This is a genomic window from Bacillus sp. MHSD_36 (genome assembly GCF_030757775.1).
Classification (GTDB): domain Bacteria; phylum Bacillota; class Bacilli; order Bacillales; family Bacillaceae_G; genus Bacillus_A.
Genome location: NZ_JAVBIS010000005.1, coordinates 160,001 through 180,195 on the forward strand (window position 1 = coordinate 160,001; position 20,195 = coordinate 180,195).

The window sequence follows — 20,195 nt, forward strand, 5'->3', positions numbered from 1 at the left end:
ATTTAGCGATTTTCTTCAAATCCGAACTTTCTATCCTTGAAAGCATATCTACCTTTTATTAAGACGGACCATAACCAATAAGATGAGCAATTATAACTGCTATTAAACCAATTGAGTATTCAATTAGAATTAAAGGAAGAATCCACCTTGCCCACCTTGTCCATGAAATTCCTGCAATTGCTAATCCAGCCATTAGCGTACCACCTGTTGGAAAAATAATATTTCCAATACCATCCGCGAATGAAAAGGATAATACGGCTGTTTGGCGTGTAATGTCCAATAAATCTGCAAGTGGCGCCATGATAGGCATTGTCAACATCGCATGGCCACTACCTGATGCTAAAATAAAATGAATCGCTACTTGGAAGTTGTACATTCCAACAACACTTAAAAAAGGAGAAACATGTTTCATTTCTTCCGACACTTGATACAGTAGTGGGTCTATAATATGCCCTTGATTCAATACAACTAAAATAGCGCGTGATACACCAATGATTAAAGCTCCCCCGATTAAAGATGCCGATCCTTGTGTAAAAGATTCTACAGTATCATCAAGAGATATCTTGCCGAGGATTGCAATGATTATAGTTAAAATAATAAATAAGGCTGCAATTTCTTTTATATACCACTCGTACTTAATTACACCAAATACAAGAATAATATAATTGATTAAAAAGGCCGTTAATATCCATTTATGTCTTTTGGTTAACTCTACTTTCGCTGTTAGTAGGCTGTCTTGCTCGTTTGTATCGAATTTTCCGTAAATTCCACTTGCAGGATCCCTCTTTACTTTCATAGCATGACGATAGACGAATGTAACCGCAATTACATATATGACTACGAATAAAATGAGCCGGAACCCCATCCCAGAATACATAGGAAGACCCGCTATCCCTTGCGCAAGCCCAACTGTAAACGGATTCATAATTGCCGTTGTAAATCCGACGGACGCTCCTACTAGTACCATTGCGGTTCCTGTTATCGTATCAAATCCAACCGCAAGAGCTAGTGGGATGAATAGAGGTACATACACTAAAGCTTCCTCCGCCATTCCCATTAATGACCCACCAAGCGCAAAGAACAGCATGATAATAGGAATCATTAACTTTTCACGGTTAGCAAGTTTTTTTGCCATCGTTGAAACAAGAGCCTCAACTGTACCTGATGCCTTTAATACACCAAAAAAACCTCCGATAATAAGAATAAAAAAGATAATATTAGCAGCTTCTACCATCCCTGTAGGAATAGATTTTACCGTATCAAAAAATCCAAGTGGCGATGATGCAATCCATTTAAAAGAATTTGGATCTACTGTTGTATACCCATTTTTTTCAATCTGTTCATATTTTCCGGCCGGCAATATATGTGTAATAACAGCCGCAATAACTAACAAGACAAGTAACATTGCAAATACGTTTATTTTCCATTCTTTTCTTTCCTTTTTTTCTTCTGGCTCAAATGAAACCGCCTTTTCTGACACTTGACTCATATACCAATCCCCTTTGCAATAAAGTGAAACTTTAATCAGTGGTGATGTTCTTCCCCCAATGATTATTAGTTGAACCAATCGGGCTTTTACGGGCAGTTGATCACCCATCTAACTTCTCTTTGCTTCCGCTGAATTTTGAGGGTGGTCTTACTGCCCGTTAAAGCGGGATAAAGTGAAACTTTAATCATTGGGGGGTTCTTCCCTCAATGATTATTACTTTTACAGACAGCCGGCAGTCTGGTTTCCCCACTACCATGACGTACCAAGCTATCCATCAATTCTTTTACTTATAACACGCTATGATTTAACTACCTTTTTACTAATTTCATTTACAAATTGGTTAAATAAACGTTGCTGCAAGACATCCCTTTCCGACATCATTTCTGGATGCCATTGAACCGCTGCTACATAACGATGAGCCTTCGATTCAATAGCCTCTATTACACCATCAAAGGACCATGCGCTCGCCTCAAAATCTTTCCCTAATGTTTTCACTGCTTGATGGTGAAAAGAATTAACCATTAAAGATTTTTGGCCAATAGCCTCATAAATTTTCCCCTCTTCCAGAAGATCTACGGAATGAGAGCCTTGCCATTTACGGAACTGTTCTCGAACATGGAAATATTCTGGGCCCATCTCTTGCTCTAAGTCTTGATAAAGGGATCCACCAGCTGCAACATTTAACACCTGTAATCCTCGGCAAATTCCTAAAATAGGAATATCTTTTTCTAAAGCCTGCTTTGCCAAATTTAATTCAAAATTATCTCGTTCTTCCTCTACAGTACCTATATATGATTTTGAAATATCACCGTAATAAATTGGATTGATGTCCGCGCCACCAGCCAATAACAATCCATCTAATTGATTAAGTGTGGACTCAATTTGATCAACTTCCTCAATTGGAAGTAGAACAACCGTTGCACCTGCTCGTTGAAGTGAACGGATGTAGTCGTAAGAAAAGATAGCCATATCCTGACCTGGTAGCCCTCGTAAGCCCTCCTTCCCTATTTCACTATGATCAACATAATACCCCGTAACACCAATTAGTGGTTTCATTTTCTCTCACCTCATAATTTAAATGGTTTCGTTGTCTTTCTCTGCTGAAATTGTATACTCTTAACCTCCCTTTTCTAACAAGTGGTAAAGAATTAAATATGTAAATTACGACTCTACTCATTTCATTATTTCTTTACACACCATTGATATAAGCAAAAATCATGCCAACATTAAAATTTAAACGATTATTTACACATATTTAAATATTTTGTCACTTTATCGGTGTTTACTATGTTGATATGTATTATAATTGGTTATTAATTGGTTACATAATAACCAATTAATAACCAACTTTAGACCAATTACATTCAACTAAAGAGGTGTTCTATGAACAAATTTGAAACTAACCACATTGTATTGATCACCGTTTTAAAAGAAACACGAAAAGCCCTACATCAACAACTAACGGAGATGGTAGGTGACCTCATAGATATTGAAAGTTTTTCTGTAGAAGAAAGTATTCCAAAAGTATTTCATTCTACATTAATCTTGTTACCTAATACATTTACGATAGAAACGGTGAAAGACTTTATCGGGGAAAACTGCGAAGTAATAATAGCAAAACGAACATTAAATTACGAAAACGTGGACCAGCTTTTATTTTTACCAGAAGGAACACAAGCCCTATATGTGAATGATAATCATGAAACAGTATACGAATCAATTGAAACGATGCGTCAATTGGGGCTGAACCACATTGAATATTTCCCATACTATCCTGGAAAAACGAATATACAAATGATCAAGCTCGCAATCACACCTGGCGAACTTGAAATTATCCCTGACTTTGTAGAAAAAGTAATTAATATCGGTCATAGATTAATAGATATTACTACAATCATGTCCATTCTAGATCGATTTCATTTAATGGAGGAATCGGGTAACCACGTTTCTGAGAGATACTATCGAAAAATAGTAGATTTAACAAAGAATTTAGCTAAAGCTCATCGACAACTTCATCAAGTTATTGATGGTGTTGGTGATGGCATACTAGCTATTGATTATGAAGGAAGAATTGTTGTCTTTAATGAATTTCTGGAAAGCATGCTGAAAATAAAAAGTAAAAACGCTATTGGTCATCCGATTGATGCCATTATTGATAATATTGATTTAGTAAACTTCATCCTTTCAAATAAGCAACAAGAAAGCGGAATATTTGTTGTAAACGGCTTGGATGTAATAGTGGAACGTCTACATATAAATGATCAATCGATTATTGTTACTTTTAGAAATGCCCTTAAGACCATTGGGTTTGAACGTAAATTGAGAAAAGAATTTGTCAAAAAAGGTTATGTAGCAAAATACAATTTTCATAATATCGTTGGCATTAGCTCTACGATCCAAGACACGAAACAAATTGCAAAAAGGTTAGCTAAGACTGATCTAACTGTATTAATTGAGGGTGAAAGTGGTACCGGAAAAGAGTTGTTTGCAAGTGCTATTCATAATGCTTCCCAGCGAAATAGTGGTCCTTTTCTTGCTGTTAACTTTAGTGCTTTATCGGATGATTTAGTCGAGAGTGAATTATTTGGTTATGAAGACGGAGCGTTTACTGGAGCAAAAAAAGGCGGGAAAATGGGATTATTTGAACAAGCAAATGGTGGCACTATTTTTTTAGATGAGATTGGAGATATTAGCCTGAAACTTCAAGCACGACTCCTTCGAGTATTGCAGGAAAAAGAGATTATGCGTGTTGGCGGAAGCCAAATTATCCCGATAGACGTCCGGATTATTGCAGCAACCAATAAGGATCTACTGAAAATGATTCAAGAAAATGTGTTTAGAGAAGACTTATACCATCGGCTTAAAGTACTCTTTATACACCTTCCCGAATTAAGGGCGCGCCGAAATGACATTGAATTATTAGCTAAACATTTTGTCTCACTATCGGACCCTAAAGTCAAAATTGAACAAGAACTAATTGAAGAACTGCAAGGATATCCATGGTACGGAAATGTAAGAGAACTTAAAAATACGATAGATTATATGCTTGCTGTCCGTACTGGAAACCAAATAACAAAAAATGATTTGCCTAATCAACATTACTTTCAAAAGCCTCCACATAGGAAAACAGATAGTGATCAGGCCGAGGGTATAACACCCTTTTCTTCAAGTTCAAACGCTCTTGACCAAGAATCACTTTTCATCCTTACGCTCGTCATGAATTATGAAGAAAAAGGAAAAGCAATCGGAAGAAGAATTATTTCTGAAAAGAGCCAAGAAGTCGAAATAAATTTATCTGAAGCACAAGTGAGACACCGGTTGAACTTCCTAAAAATGAAAGGGTATGTGCAAATAAAAAGAGGTAGAGCAGGAATTCATTTAACAGGAAAAGGTTTGGAGATTCTACGTAGTCTTTAATCAAGGTCCGGATTTTCAGATACATAGAGGTTGTTTTATAAACAGCCTCTTTTTTTAATGGAATAAAACGTCGATAAATTTAAGTTACAAATATTCAGAATTAATATTAAAATGAAGAATGGGGATAGGGGTATGGGATTTAAAAATTTATACATAACGAGGGAATAGAAATGAAACTACAATTAAAAGCGGATTTAGGGCTACTACTAGTTACATTCTTCTGGGGTGCATCGATCTTACTTACGAAGGTTGGACTTGAAGGTATAGAAGAATACAACTTAATCGCATTACGATTTATTATTGCCTTTCTTTTATCAGGTTTAATATTTTACAAACATTTATTCAAAATCGATTTTAAAACTGTAAAATATGCATTTATACTCGCTTCTGTCTTATTTATCGTTTACATTTTCGCGACTTTCGGTACAAAGTACACGAGTGTTTCTAACGCTGGTTTCTTACTATGTCTCACAGTCATCTTCATTCCGATACTATCAGCTATATTTTTAAAACACATTCCAGAAAAGAAAGTGATAGTAGGAATCATTTTAACGATAATAGGAATCGGCTTATTAACATTAACGAGCGAATTCAAGATCGGTAATGGCGATATATTTTGCATACTGTCAGCCTTATTTTATGCCATTCACGTCATCATTACCGGAAGCGTAACAAAACATGTGAACTCCATTGCACTTGGAGTCATACAACTCGGTTTCGTCGGTCTATTTAGTCTTATATTTTCATTCATTATAGAAACGCCAAAACTGCCTAGCACAACCAACTCATGGCTCATCATCCTAGCCTTAAGCATATTCTGCACCGCAGTCGCATTCATCGTGCAAGTGATCGCCCAGCAATACACGACGCCTACACATACCGGACTTATTTTCTCATTAGAACCTGTCTTTTCCGCAGGGTTCGCTTTCGTTTTTACAGGTGAAACGCTCACAGGAAAAGGATATTTAGGGGCGACGCTTATATTAATAAGTGTATTGATTGCTGAGGTGGATTTTAAGGGGTTGTTGCGGGTTAATTATAAGAAGAATATGGAATAGTTATTTCGCTAAAGTACATAAACATACCCCAAAAATATTCGTTTGCATTATTTTCATCCTCTTACCTTAATTTTTTAGATGCTACCTTCGAATAAGGTAGCATCTAAAAAATGTTACAAGGAATTATTATATTTATGTAGCCTGCATAGTTAACCTTTTCTACATTACTTACTGCACATAGTCATACAGATTTTTCGCTAACAATAAACAAGTTACTGTAATGAAGAGAGCACGAACATACCCGCTTCCTTTTTTTATAGCAAATTTGGAGCCAACAATCCCTCCAGCAATTTGAGCAATCCCCATTATAAAACCATACGCATAGTTTACTTGCCCTACATACATAAACATGAACAATGCACCAACGTTACTTCCTAAATTAAGAAACTTCGCAGTACCTGCTGCTTTTAAAAAATCATATCCAATAAATAAAAGAGAAAACATTAAAAATGAACCTGTACCAGGACCTAGAAATCCATCATAAAAACCAATAGCAAAAATAAAAAAGGTAAAAATAATGACGTGTCGACCAGACAATTTCTTATGAGTAGAAATACTACCCCAATCCTTTTTGAATATCGTATAAATAGCGACTGCACCAAGCATTACCAGCATCAACGGCTTCAGTACTTCTGGATTCATTAAATGAACGGTCCATGCCCCTATTATGGAACCTATGAAAGTGATTGGAAATAATTTAAACGCCGATTTCAAATCAAGATGACCAGAACGATAAAACACAATATTACTAGTTGCACTCCCCATTGTTGATGCTAGCTTATTTGTGGCTACCGCACTTGCTGGATTCAATCCTGTAAATAATAAAGCTGGTAAGGCAATGAGTCCGCCACCACCTACAACTGAATCAATAAATGCAGCTACAAATCCAAAAACAATCAAAATCATTAATACAGATGGGTCTAAATAAAAATCCATACTAGTAGCCTCCCCTTTAGTCACTATTGTAATAGTAACTATCAATTTGCTAAATGTAAAGAGTTATTGTAACGTTGAAATAAACAGCAAACATCGGAGGACGAAAAAGTGGACTACATCGTACAACAGCTTAAAAAAATTGGTTTTAATGAATATGAAGCTAAATCTTATGTATCTCTTGTGAAACAAGGGCCTGTCACAGCCTATCAAGTGAGTAAGGATTCGGGTGTCCCAAGAGCGCGAATTTATGAGATTTTAGGTAACCTTGTAGAAAAAGGAATTGTCATGAAGGAAGAAATAAATGACACCACTCGCTATTCACCTCTACCTGTTGAAATCTTTTTACAGAAAGCTCAATCAGAATGGCAGTCTACTTATGAAGGAATCAGTGATTCATTAAACAAACTCGAAACTTCCGAGGAAAAAACGGATAATCGAGTAATTACTTTAAAAGACAACAAAACAATCATTAGCTATTGTCAGACATTAATAAAAAAAGCAGAACGACGTATTGTCATTTCGATGTGGGATGAAATGTATGAAGCGTTAAAAGAGGACCTAGCTGAGGTAGCTGATAAAGTCACAGTACAAGGCATTACCCTGCATGTTGAAAATCCTATTAAAAATCTAGAAGCCCATCGTATAACAACTTATACAGAAACCCTCTCTACAGAACATTGGTTTATTTTATCCATAGATTCTAAAGAGATGATTTATGGACCATCACTTGAAGAGCGTAACGTTGCCTTTTATACAGATGATCCGGTTCATATATACCTATTAGAGGATTATGTATGGCATGATGTGTTAGTGAACCGACTTGTCCGACGTAGCCAAGATGACTTGGAGCAATGGATTACTGCAGAGAGACGATCTTTCTTTATGGGGAAATAAGAAGCATATTCAAAAAATAAAGCATAAGTGAATACACTGGAAAACTTATGCTTTATTTTATATGCAAAGTAATACTCAAGTCTTTTCACTATTTCTCCTCCACAAACCGCCCAAACTCCTTCAAAAACCTCAGCTTAAAAATACCAACAGGCCCATTCCGATGCTTCGCCACATGAATCTCCGTCATCTCTTTCTGCACCGTTTCCTTATCGTAATAATCTTCGCGATACATAAGCATAATGACATCCGCATCTTGCTCAATTTGTCCTGTTTCTCTTAAGTCGGATAAAAGAGGTCGCTTATCTTGACGCGACTCTACAGAACGAGACAATTGTGACAATGCTACTACACAAACATTTAATTCCCGCGCTAATAACTTAAGCTTACGAGAAATCTCACTAATCTCTTGAAATCGGTTGCCCTTATGCTTCGGATCGCCCGTAATAAGCTGCAAGTAATCTACAATAATTAAAATCTTTTTATCACCGTGCTTCCTCTTTAACTTACGAGTTTGCATCCAAATATCTTGCACCATAACCCCTGCATTGTCGTAAATCTCAAGTGGCAACTCACCAATCTCCGCAAACGCCTTACTCACCCTTTCCCAGTCTTCCATCGCAAAACGATGCTTCGGATTTTTCAATCTGCCTCCTGACACTTCACCTACGCAAGACGCCATCCTTTTCAGCAATTGTTTACTACTCATCTCTAACGAAAATAATCCAACCGCAGCTCCAGACTTCGCCGCATGCAGTCCAACATTTAACGCAAACGCAGTCTTTCCCATAGAAGGACGCGCACCAAGAACGACAAAATCACCTTCCTGCAATCCGCACGTCATTTTATTGAGCGACGTATAACCAGTCTCAATACCCGTAATCTCTTTCGCATCTTGATGAAGCTCTTCATATAAATCAACTAACGCATCCTTCAAATCAAACTCACATACACAGTCCTTTTCCTCTAACTCACAAAGTGCCGTAATCGTCTCACCAATAATCTTCTCACTCTTCTCCGCAATAAGACGCTCCCCCATCTTGTGCCCAAGAACACCTGCCTGATACATTTTCCAGGCACCTCGAACAAGCCCCTCATAATAAGAGAAGTTTCTAGTAGTAGGCACACCATCCATTAACCCTATAAAATACTCCATTCCCCCGATCCCCTCTAAAAACTTCGGATCTACCCTAGAAATGAACGTCACAAGATCAATCGGTTGCCCCTCTTCTTCCATTTTTCGCATTAACTGAAATATAGACTTATGCACCGGCATCGAAAAATACTGCTCCGTCAAACGGCACTCCTTAATAAGCTCTCCATCAAGTAATAGAGAACCTAACACCGTCTTTTCCGCCTCCACATTTTGAATGCTCATGGCCGCCACCCGCGCTCCGCTAAAAAGCGCTGCAACTCTTCCTCAGACGGCGCATTCTTCTCCCACTCCTCACACCTCGCCAAAAACTCCTCCGTCTCCCCCGTACTAACAGACGAATCCTTCTTTCGGAACTTAGCCGTATCCGCCTCAACCTCACATACTTTCGTAAATCCTTTCCCGTGCCACCCTCTCAAAATCCCCTTCACATAAGCAACCGTCCGCTTATTATTCTCAAACGCAATTTGAAGAGCCTTCAGCACAAGCTCCTCTGACAAATCTTCCATCCACGCACTCAGTTCCTCCACAGTATGCGGAGACAAACTACCGAAATGCTGCTCATAAAAGGAAAACACACGACTTCCCGTTTCTTCCTCTATAACATCTTCTTCCGCCTCTGTCTCCTCACAAACTGGCTCAACATCATCCACAGCCAAATTACTCGGCATACCGAAATGCGCTAAAAGCATTGGAACATTCAGCTCCTCCTCTACGCACTTCTGAAGAAACATATGTACAAACTCCTTATTCTTCACACCCTTAAGCTCACGAAGCACACACTTCTCCACATTCGTATTCGTCACCGGATTATAACGAAGCCAATTCAAAACGAATAACTCCCGCGTATCCGCATCATAAAGAATCTTTCCATAATCAACAAAGCGCTGCACAAGCTTATCAACAGTCTCCCGATTATAACCAGTCTCCATCTCAGCTAATCGCTTCGGAAAAGGAAAAATCCCACACTGCGTCGTCTTCGAACAAGTCAACAAATAAATACCGCTCCTCCGGCGTCAAATCCAAAACAAAATCATCCTGCCAAAAATTCACCTGCACAGTACGGTATACCGCCATCCTAACTCCTCCTGTCTCCGTTCAAAATGAAAACCTCTTCATAATATATATGGGAGGATGGCCGGGTTTTTGGCGTGTTATTTCAAATTTTTTTTCGACTCCTACTATGGTGTTTGTTGGTGTTTTTGTTTTTGTTTTTGTTTTTGTTTTTGTTTTTGTTTTTGTTTTTGTTTTTGTTATGTTTTTTCTTAGTGATTTATTACTTGGTAGGGGCTTGTAAGGGGCTTAGGAGGGGCTAGTTATCGGTTACTTCGATTAAAATATGTTTCCGTTAATATATTCTTTTATAAATACTTTTTACACCATATTTAATCCCAATTAATTCTAATTAATGCTATAATTTCTATACTATATAGAAATGAGGGGATTAAGATTGAATAATACAATTATGCTAGAAGATTGTTTAGAAGAATTTATCCAACAAAATGAATTGCCACTCAACAAACAAGATGCCTTTGAACTATTTTCCACCCTTCAAATCACTAAAGATTCCGACACTTCTTATGAAGAAATTGAAAATAGTATAGTTGACGGGGGATTAGACGGAGGAATTGATTCTTTTCTTTTTTTGATTAACGATAGTTCAATTTCTAGTGAAGATCAACTTGATCAGATTAAATTTAACGAAAAAACTGAGATAAAAATATACATATCTCAAGCGAAATTAGAAAAATCTTTCACAGAAAAATCCATTGACAAATTACTTGCATCTTTACCTTTAATTTTAAATTTAGGAATCAATGAAAATACATTATCATCTCGATTCAATCCTAATTTAATAGAGAAAATTACTATTTTTAGAAGAATACTAAGAAATAGTGTAAGAAAAAAATCACAATTACACATATTTTATACTTATTCATGTAAATCCGATGAAATTGTTATTAATAGTGCTTTGGATTCAAAAAAAGAACAGTTAGTCACTTTAACCAAGGAACAGCTCAATATCAAAAATGTTGCATTTAAACTTTATAGTTCTAGGGAGTTACTTACAATTTATCAACAATCTATTGCTGAAGAATTAGAATTAACATTTAAAGAAACTCCTATACCTATCCCATTTAAAAAGAATGAATTTGGTTACGTAGGAGTAGTAAATTTAAATGATTATTACGATTTTATAATGGATGAAAATTATAATATTCGGGAAAATATATTTGAAAACAATATTAGACATTACCAAGGTGATGTCGATGTAAATTCAAATATAGCCAGTAGCCTATCTGCTGATTATGAAAAAGATTTTTGGTGGTTAAATAATGGAATTACAATCATAGCATCTAACTGTAGGCCTATATTAAAAACTCTTTATTTAGATGATGTACAAATAGTTAACGGCTTACAAACATCTTATACCTTTAGTAAATATTATACTAAGAATAGTAATGATATGAGATCCATACTAGTTAAAGTCATTACTACAAGTGAAAAGCCAACAATAGATAAAATTATCTCTGCTTCAAATAGCCAAAATCCAGTACCACCTGCCCTACTAAGAGCTACTGATGATATCCAAAGAGATATCGAAACATTTTGTTTAAATAAAGGCTATTATTACGATAGAAGAAAAAATTATTATAAAAATAAACAAAAGCCTGCAAGTAAAATTATCAGCATCCAGAATATGGCCCAATCTATAGAAGCTGTACTAAATTATAGCCCAGCAAATGCTCGATCTAAACCAACTAGCTTAATAAAAGACGAAGAATCCTATAATTCAATATTCAATCCCCATATTGAATTTGGTGCTTTTTTAAATTCCGCAATTATATATAGAAAGGTAACAAATTATATCAAGAGAAATATAGAAAAAAGCGAAAAGGGAATAGCAAGAAATTTTTCATATCACATTGCTAGAGTATGCGCCACTTTAATAACCAATAAAGCTACATATAGCGATAGAGATATTTCAATTATTACTGAGGAACAAATAACTGATAATATTATAAATAGTTCTTATACTTTTATTCTCCAAACTATCGAAGGTTATAAAATTAATTATCTACAAGAAAATATAATAAATATATCTAAGTCAAATAAATTTGTTCACGAACTAAATCTTCAATTATTAAAATTAACTCCTTGTAAGTAAATACAACATAAGATACTCTCTTAAAATATAGTATATTCAGATGCTCTCCTTACACTATATTTTAAGAGAGTGACATAGAATAAGTAAGAATTTCATTTAATACTTTTCACACATAAAAACATTTTAATATTTACAATGAATTCAATTACATACCACAATAAATACCGCCTAAAAATTTAAGCGGTATTTATTGTAAATTTATAATATTAAACTAAATTTCTTAATTGCTTATAACGCTCTGCTTTAAAACGTTCCCAGCAATCTTCCTTTTTAGCCCATTGAGTTACATTTTGCTCCCCTGCTGATTCCTTAAGATAGTTTAAAGAATCAGTGGCGATGGTTCTTATTACATTATCCCACTTCTGGGAAAGTTTTTGTTTTTGCCATACTTCTTGTAAATCTATTTCTTCACCGTAAATATGTTGCAACATAGCCGTTGTATAGTATATAACATTCGCTCTATAACCTTTTAGCTTTATTTGATCGATTACCTTCGATATATGTTTATTAATAATACTCTTTGCGATTAATTCTTGATATATTTCAACTGTTACATCTATTAATTGCTGGTGTTTATCATCCTGACTTCGTTCGTGTTTCCAGTACTTACGATTCTGATCCATAAACTTCTTAAAAGCTTCCTCCCCTCCTTTACTTGATATATGAGGGAATCCCTCCCACGACATAAAACATTTTGCTAAATCTACTTTTGTTAAAACATTTTCTTTTGGAAATTGTTTTTTAAAACCACTCTGTTCTTTTCCACGTTTTCTACGTCCAATATCAACCATATATTGACCGCGAGCGCGTTCGAAATACCATTTCCGATCTGATTTACGTCCATCCTGCATCGGGATCCATGTACTACGTGACAACCTTTCTAATTCTGACATAAATCTTGTATTCGCCAGCAAATCCGATTTATTAATTTTGTTTTGAGTATTTGCATACTCGGATATTCTCGAAACCATTTCATCTTCTATTACATGCTGGTCATTTTCTTGATCAGCTTTAACCTTTAAAATTGTTAATTTCGCTTGAACATAAACGCCACTTAGATCACTTTCATTTTTATAAGCTTGATGAATAGATGCTGTAGTTTGTCCACCATTAACAATTTGCCAACCCGTTAAACCCGAAATCCTATATAAATTAATATCTTCATGAATCTTTTCAATTTTCCCTGCACGTGCAACAGTCGATATACCATTATTATAGGCAACAAACATTTTTCTTTGACTAGGTTCTTTTAAAGTATCCCGAATACCCTTATTTGTTCCTCCCCTTGCCTGTAAAAATGACCTTACATTTCTCTCTACAAGTTTCGGCCCCAGATCTTCATATAGTTGAGCTAAAAGCACTGCTGGTATAAACCCAATATAACATTCAAAATCACTATTTGTTTCACCATCCATATAACTCGGTACATACATCATTTCTAAAGATTGATTATAACTCTCTAACAAATCAATATGAAAGTCTTGAATTCCTTGTTCAGCCATCGCTAATTGATACACACGATCCATATCCCATACTTGTACATTTACAGTTTCAATACCAGGGATATCAATTTCAATAGGTTTATTAGATAGATAAAATTTATTGGTTACTACAAAAATATTAACTTGATCTATTAATATAGCATCTGATTTTAACATCTTCGCTACCTCATATACATCAAGAGATTTGTCAACATTTTCTATAATGAAATTCTTATTAGTATAAAAGCGCTTAGCCTTATTTGCTGTCTCTAATACTGTAGTCATATTGACTGTCGTAATCTCATGATACGAGGCTTCTAAATCATAATCGACAACGTATAGATCAAGCGAAGATTGATCCTCATCAAAAGCATATGCATCTAGCTGAATTTTTTTAATAGAACTTGTATATGGAACAGATAAAAATACTGGTTCATCTGACTTTTCCATATAACTTAACATTTCATATAAAAAAGTCATTTTATGGCTAGCATGGATTGGAGCTTGAGCTTCAACCTTTTCAATAAATGATTGATAAAATTTGATTTTTTGTACTTCTTCTTTCATAAAAACCAACTTCCTTTATAAATTAAACACCTTATCTGAAGAACATTCAAATTCATTACAGTGAGTTAAATCAATATAATAACTAACATGGGATATTCCTATTGGTAATAACTCATCGGAAATCCTAGGAAAATCATCTATGACATGATATGTTTTTTCTTCATGTACAAAGAAAAGTTTATCCGTATATTCATCATCTTTGAATCCCATTTCTAGTAATAAATCATTAAATTTTAAAAACAACCTCTGTGAACTTCCCAATAAAGCTTCTCGTATTTCGTCAACAATTCCTTGCAAAGTTTTCCCTACCGTTTGATTAATTTCTATAAAGCATACGTATAAATATAAATCCCTGACTGTATTTGTTAGTTTTAACTGTTTCTCATTGGAGATTTTAATTTCTTTACGTAACTTTTCAGAACACGTTTTAATTTCAACACCACATCTAGAACTCCTAAAATCAACTCTCCCGCTTGTTGGCCCTTCCCAGTCTTCAATTAATAAAGGAGGTTGATTAGGAAAATGTTGCATCCATTTTTGAATATAATAAAGTTCTCCAAAAAGCCCCTGTTGCTTTTCATCATTAAGACGCTTATACCCTCCTTTAGAAAAAAAACTACGCCATTGGTCCAAAACTCGATATATCACTCCAAATAAATTATCATTTTGTTCCATATATGTAATATGATCAATAAGACTTTGCAAAACTGCCTCAAATATTTCGAGACTTTCTTCAGATTCTTGATTTAGTATTATAAAATAATGGTCTTTCAAAGGTCCTATACGTTCGAAGTATTCAAATTTTATCGAGAGGCCTCGCCAAATCGGGAGGGAGCGTATTTGCTCCTCTTCCCATTGCTGTTTTCCCAAATCGATATATAGTTGTCTGTGCATATTAAGGGTATCAATACCAATTAACAGATATGGTGCTGATGTTGAGATTAACTTCAATTTGTATACGTCTCGAACCAATTGACTCTCAATATCTTTTATCATTTTCTCGAACTCTGATTTCACCTTAATCACGACTGACCTCCTAATATTATTTCTGAAACGGTTTTGTTTTTTTTGCGAATTTCTCTTTTATTAAATGTTGAATTTTCCTCATCACCAGAAAAAGATATTCCGATCCCGATCGGTACTAGATTACTACTAAACTCGATGCCTAATCTATCAAACACTTCGACCTTAGGATGTAACGGATAAACAAGTAACAATCCAGTTTCCTTTTTACGTTTCATCCGAAGTTGATTTTTATCTATAATAGATTTTCTATCTTCAATACCTAGATCAATAAATTCTTCTTTCCCAGCAACTATTGCTCCAATGTCTACTTTATCGATTTGTCTATGACCATATTTTTTAAATGCATCTGTACCACGAATAACAGCATTATTAATCTTCACATCTCCAAAGACGACTGGGAATACTCCCATATTATTCTTTTGGTTTTCATCTCCATCAACTATTGCAACATTCCAATTAATTAATTCTCCATGCTGATTTGCCCTTTGAATATAATCAATTATTTGTGTCGAAATAACCGACGTTGCTTTTTCGCTTGTACGATATTCTCTTAAGTAATCAATAATAAGAGTGACATCCACATTTTTAGCCATATGATATTTAGTTTTTGCATCACCAATAAGGTCAACCTTATGTACTATTTTATTTATTAGTTTTTCAGTCGCCCTCATATTATTTACATAAAAATCCTTATCTATATCGAACAACCTTGTTTGTTGCAATTTCCCATGATAATTAAATCCAGTAGATATTGCGTTTTTCATTTTTAAAGGACTAGTTAGTGACATTTTCGGATGACTTAGCATTTTTATTGCATATTGCTTTGGTGTTACCGATAGTCGAGCTAATTTATCAAATTCTTGTCTAAGCTCTACCATTGCTTCAGCAAGGTGCTCAAAATATTCCGCAATTGTACTAGATGTATAAATACGACACAGATCCATATATCCTTTACGATATCCAAACCAGCGCCCCATCTGCATTAACGTATCGTACATTAATGTATTACGATAATAATACGTAATACTTAATCCTTCTAGCGTTAGACCTCGGGAAAGTTTGTCTCCACCTACAGCAATAACATTTAATCCTTCTCGTTTATATTTATAATAAGATAAGGTATCTTCACTTTTCCCATTTATCTCCATTATTTGGATGTCATGAATGACTTTTTTTACTTCTCTATATACATTAGGCCATTTAAATACTTCTATTTCTTCAGACCATTCTTTAGTGGTTTTTATAAAGTCATTTTCATATAATCGTTTTAAACTTTTAACAATTTTACTATCCTGATTAAACAAAATTTGGTTCTTTATATTGTCAAATTGCTTTTCAATTTCGTTTTTAATAGTTCTTTGCACATCGGTAAATCTTGTTGTGTGAATTAACATGGAATTATGACTGTTTCTTTGTCCCCGTAAATTACGGACCGATATTGTAATAAGAAAGGACAAAATCGCTTTTATCATTGAATCCGGAACTTCTTCGAACTTATTACCATGAGTTTTCTTCTTAATACTATCGAACATTTTTATTTCATCTTGATGGAGGAATCTGATATGACTAGGACGTCTATAATCAGCATCCTCAAATACATTAAAAAATTCCTCTGGACCACAATATCCCTTAGGTTTAGACAAACCTACTAAAAAATCTTTTGGGTATAAATCTTTTCCTTCTTCTAACGTCTCTGCTTCTACATTAATTAAAAGATTAGCAAACGGTGTTGCTGTGTAGCCAACATAAGCTTTGCGTTCAAACAACTCAAGAATTTGACGTATTAACTTATTGATTGTTTTGGGATCTTCCTTTTTATCTGGATCCGATGTGTCAATAGAAGCTTGATCTGCCTCATCGTCAACTATTAGCACTGGAATATCTAAATCATACAATGTCTGGTGATAAATCAATTGTTCTCGTAAGGTTTCTAAAATGGTTTTATTTTTCTTTACTACCAGTAATGTTGGACGATTTATATGAGTCACTTTCCCAACTGAATTAGATGAAATATCTTTTTCCTGTGTCGTCCACGTTGAAATAATATGGCCACTATCATTTTGACGAATCTGTGCAACCCCTTTAGGATTTCCATTTTCATCAAGGACAGATCCAATAACTTCCTCTTCTAATCTAATTTGCGTCTGGCTTCTTAAATCATTATGCATGCCTGATAAAACAATAATTAGTTTATAACCCAAATCATATGCTTTATTTATTAACCCAGTAAAATTCGCTGTCTTCCCTGATTGAACATAGCCTAATACTAACCCTCTTCTATCAAACGGTTCTAAGCTCTTAGGATCCCCAAGTGATTTTAAAATTTCATTTGTCGTATCATCAATTGACTGTATTGATTCTACTGGCCATGATTTTATATTCAGCAAATAATGTTTATAACGATTCCAAAAAAAAGAACTTGTTAATTCATTTTTATCGAACCAAGATGAAGGTTCATCGTTACGCATAATAGAAGGCTTTTCTAATTCAATATTAATTCCATGCTTTACGTACATCTCAAGAGACCAATCATCTATAGATTCTTGGTCATTAATATTATAAATACTCTTAATAGCGTATACTGCCAACTTTAATGCAAACTCCGCTGCCTTTTCCTGTTCTGAATATTTCGCAATAAATGTTAAATAATTACTTTTAAAAGTGTCCTCAAACAGTTGTTTAGCCTCATTATACATAAAATATTTTTTCCTCCTCAATTATATACTTCAATGTCTCATAATTTAAATTTTCAAAGCCTGGTTGAGTCATAAAAATATTAATTAGCTGATCCAAATTACTAGCTAGTTTAGTTTCTAAATATATATTTGCAAATTCTACTACCATCCGTTTCATAACTTCATCTACACACTGAACAACATCCTCTGTAACTTTTGGAACATCAATTATATTATTTGGTGACCCCATCTCAATAGATTTTAGATATACATTCAATAATCTCGCGGTATTTTCATCTACTTCATTTAAAATTCCACATAAAATAGGGTGTGTACGATTGAGCCTAAATGAAGCACCTTCATCATTTTCAATTCGCTCCCATGTATTTAAACTACCTTTTATTTTCCCACCTGTATAACTAGATTTTGTCCTAAAATAAAATATTTCACGAGAAATTTGACGATACCTATCAGCTATTCTCTGTAATATAATCTTCGCATCTTCTGGAATTGAAATATTCGACTTCTTAACATCTACTTGCCAATCTTCATCAGCTATGTTTTCCAAATCAATTCTAATTCTTGTTAATTGAGACGCAGCATCTTTCGAGAACATACCGAGCCACCCTCCAAAATATAACAATCTCTTTTCACGATACACATAAAATCCCTGTTGGTCTCTCCATCCTTTTATCCCGCCTGCATTCTTATATTCTAATTCATTAAAATTCGAGGAATGTGGTAATATGAATGGGGAAACAATCATTTTATGGTAATGAATTCTAAACAATTGTTTTTCCCCTTCTAATGTTTTGGGGTTATCTAACAAAAATGGATCCCAAGGTTCTATTTCATAACCATTCATCCTTATTTTTAATCCTTCATTTAATAACAAATGAAAGGTTAATTCCAAATGCTCTTTAATATTTCTTACTTTTCGAAAAAAACTAGAATCCTTAATTACTTTCTTAGAACCATATCCCATAAAACGATCTAGCTTATCAATGCAGACTATTGTACCACTTTCCCCTTCTATATTATCTAATGCTTCTTTCACTTTAGCTGGTATCTCTTTAAATAATCTCCATTCATTACATCGGGATACGTAATCCAGATCCCAACAACGTTCTACATATTGATTATTTTGTTTTGTCAATACACTTAAACGCTTTCCAAGTGAAAAGGCAGCTGTCTTTAGCCCCATCCCAAACCTACCTAGCTCTTTTACTTTCCTTTTTTCTCTGGGATCTTTTGAACCTAGAGTCATAGCAATTTGAAGCTCATCCTCACTCATTCCCTCTCCATTATCCTTTATAACGATCATCCCATCAGATTCTTTAAATTGAAAACTCATATCAATAAATGTCGCTTTAGCATCTATGCTATTATCTATTAGATCTGCGATTGCAGTTTTAGAATTATACCCAATCGATCGTAATGCCTGCATAAGAGGTGTTGCTGAAGGTTGAGTTAAAATTGTTTCCATTTAAACACACCCCATTCTTTTTAAGTTCTCTATAAAGATTATAACAGAATACCTCTGGACTGTTACATTATTTGTAAATCCCGAAACGAAAAAGAGTAGTTGTACTTAAAAGGCACTTTATATAGTTTTCTTAAATAACAAAAGAAACATGAAGAGGGAACAAATTTTAAAGCGACAAAAAAACTGTTACAAAAAAGAAGCTCAAACACTATTAAAAATCTATTCGTAAAATCTGTCATTCAGAAAAGAATTACTTATATAGATAAATTCAAGCTTATCTTTATTGAAGAAAACGAAAAGGGAAGTACTCTCAAAATATTTTTAAAAAAATTTAGTTTTGACATAGATGTGATTGGCATACAACATGTGGAGTCATCAAGAAATAAATGGCTTGGTATTTATAAGGGGAATTTTATAGTGGGTTTATATGATGTGTGTAAAGAAAACTCTAGAAGAGACCTAGAGAGGTCGCTTACGTTAGAAGAAAAATATGCATGGAGTAAAAACTACTAAAAGCTGAACATGAGTTATAAAAGAAAGAGTAAACTTATGGAAGAGAGGATAATAAAAAACTACCTTTGCCACCTATTCAAAAATATATATTGATTCGTTTTGTTATCACAAAATATAACGTACGAAGTATGGTCTGTTATTTATGTAGATTCACTAGTGTATCACGTTCGAGATACTATAGTTATTTTTATTTGCCTCCTTAAAAATAACTGATACGTAGAGTCATAAAATTATGGTATTATCTGTCCGATTCGTCAAGTGAATTCCTATAAAAAAGTGATGAAAATCACGAAGCGTAGTATCCAATCAATTTAAGTAAGATTCCATTATAAAG

12 protein-coding genes and 1 pseudogene are annotated in these 20,195 nt (G+C 34.4%); 4 read left to right on the forward strand and 9 right to left on the reverse strand.

The window, feature by feature from the left end:
• Positions 1-58: 58 nt before the first annotated feature.
• Together Q9B79_RS20800 and Q9B79_RS20805 are read right to left on the reverse strand one after the other, a co-directional pair.
• Positions 59-1,489 (reverse strand): YfcC family protein, encoded by a 1,431-nt coding sequence (locus tag Q9B79_RS20800; RefSeq protein WP_098313356.1) that lies wholly within the window; start codon positions 1,487-1,489, stop codon positions 59-61.
• Between the two features lie 297 nt (positions 1,490-1,786).
• Positions 1,787-2,545, reverse strand: coding sequence for a gamma-glutamyl-gamma-aminobutyrate hydrolase family protein (locus Q9B79_RS20805; protein ID WP_306187217.1), 759 nt, complete (start codon positions 2,543-2,545; stop codon positions 1,787-1,789).
• 327 nt (positions 2,546-2,872) lie between these two features.
• On the opposite strand from Q9B79_RS20805, the gene Q9B79_RS20810 reads away from it, so the two are divergent.
• Both Q9B79_RS20810 and Q9B79_RS20815 read left to right on the forward strand, forming a co-directional pair.
• Positions 2,873-4,906, forward strand: a complete 2,034-nt coding sequence (locus Q9B79_RS20810) for a sigma 54-interacting transcriptional regulator (protein ID WP_306187219.1) — start codon at positions 2,873-2,875, stop codon at positions 4,904-4,906.
• Positions 4,907-5,076: 170 nt separating this feature from the next.
• Positions 5,077-5,964 carry a DMT family transporter gene (locus Q9B79_RS20815; protein ID WP_306187221.1) on the forward strand — a complete coding sequence of 296 codons (888 nt, stop codon included), beginning with the start codon at positions 5,077-5,079 and terminating at the stop codon, positions 5,962-5,964.
• 168 nt (positions 5,965-6,132) lie between these two features.
• Here the strand turns inward: Q9B79_RS20815 and Q9B79_RS20820 are convergent, their stop codons facing one another.
• Positions 6,133-6,900, reverse strand: coding sequence for a TSUP family transporter (locus tag Q9B79_RS20820; RefSeq protein ID WP_306187223.1), 768 nt, complete (start codon positions 6,898-6,900; stop codon positions 6,133-6,135).
• Between the two features lie 108 nt (positions 6,901-7,008).
• Here Q9B79_RS20820 and Q9B79_RS20825 point away from each other — a divergent pair, with 108 nt between their 5' ends.
• The gene (locus tag Q9B79_RS20825; RefSeq protein ID WP_306187225.1) at positions 7,009-7,794 is read left to right on the forward strand and encodes a TrmB family transcriptional regulator; all 786 of its coding nucleotides are present in this window, start codon (positions 7,009-7,011) and stop codon (positions 7,792-7,794) included.
• An 88-nt stretch (positions 7,795-7,882) separates the two neighbouring features.
• On the opposite strand, the gene dnaB is transcribed toward Q9B79_RS20825, so the two are convergent.
• A complete protein-coding gene (gene dnaB / locus Q9B79_RS20830) occupies positions 7,883-9,169 on the reverse strand; it encodes a replicative DNA helicase (RefSeq protein ID WP_306187227.1) in 1,287 nt (428 codons plus the stop codon).
• Positions 9,166-10,021 (reverse strand): annotated as a pseudogene (locus Q9B79_RS20835) (DnaD domain-containing protein). The gene dnaB and the pseudogene Q9B79_RS20835 overlap by 4 nt, the downstream one beginning before the upstream one ends.
• A gap of 373 nt (positions 10,022-10,394) precedes the next feature.
• Between Q9B79_RS20835 and Q9B79_RS20840 the strand changes: the two are divergent.
• A complete protein-coding gene (locus Q9B79_RS20840) occupies positions 10,395-12,113 on the forward strand; it encodes an AIPR family protein (RefSeq protein WP_270707706.1) in 1,719 nt (572 codons plus the stop codon).
• 206 nt (positions 12,114-12,319) lie between these two features.
• Here Q9B79_RS20840 and Q9B79_RS20845 read toward each other — a convergent pair whose 3' ends face one another.
• The 4 genes from Q9B79_RS20845 to Q9B79_RS20860 are packed head-to-tail and all read right to left on the reverse strand — an operon-like array spanning position 12,320 to position 19,348.
• Positions 12,320-14,161 (reverse strand): AIPR family protein, encoded by a 1,842-nt coding sequence (locus Q9B79_RS20845; RefSeq protein ID WP_283729585.1) that lies wholly within the window; start codon positions 14,159-14,161, stop codon positions 12,320-12,322.
• Positions 14,162-14,176: 15 nt separating this feature from the next.
• Positions 14,177-15,187: a PD-(D/E)XK motif protein gene (locus Q9B79_RS20850; protein WP_270707703.1), complete on the reverse strand. Its 1,011-nt coding sequence runs from the start codon at positions 15,185-15,187 to the stop codon at positions 14,177-14,179.
• On the reverse strand, positions 15,184-17,883 hold the full coding sequence (locus tag Q9B79_RS20855) for a Z1 domain-containing protein (RefSeq protein ID WP_270707699.1): 2,700 nt from the start codon (positions 17,881-17,883) through the stop codon (positions 15,184-15,186). Before Q9B79_RS20855 ends, Q9B79_RS20850 begins: the two co-directional genes overlap by 4 nt.
• Entirely contained in the window at positions 17,876-19,348 is a 1,473-nt protein-coding gene (locus Q9B79_RS20860) for an ATP-binding protein (RefSeq protein WP_270707697.1), read from the reverse strand. The genes Q9B79_RS20855 and Q9B79_RS20860 overlap by 8 nt, the downstream gene beginning before the upstream one ends.
• Between the last annotated feature and the right edge of the window lie 847 nt (positions 19,349-20,195).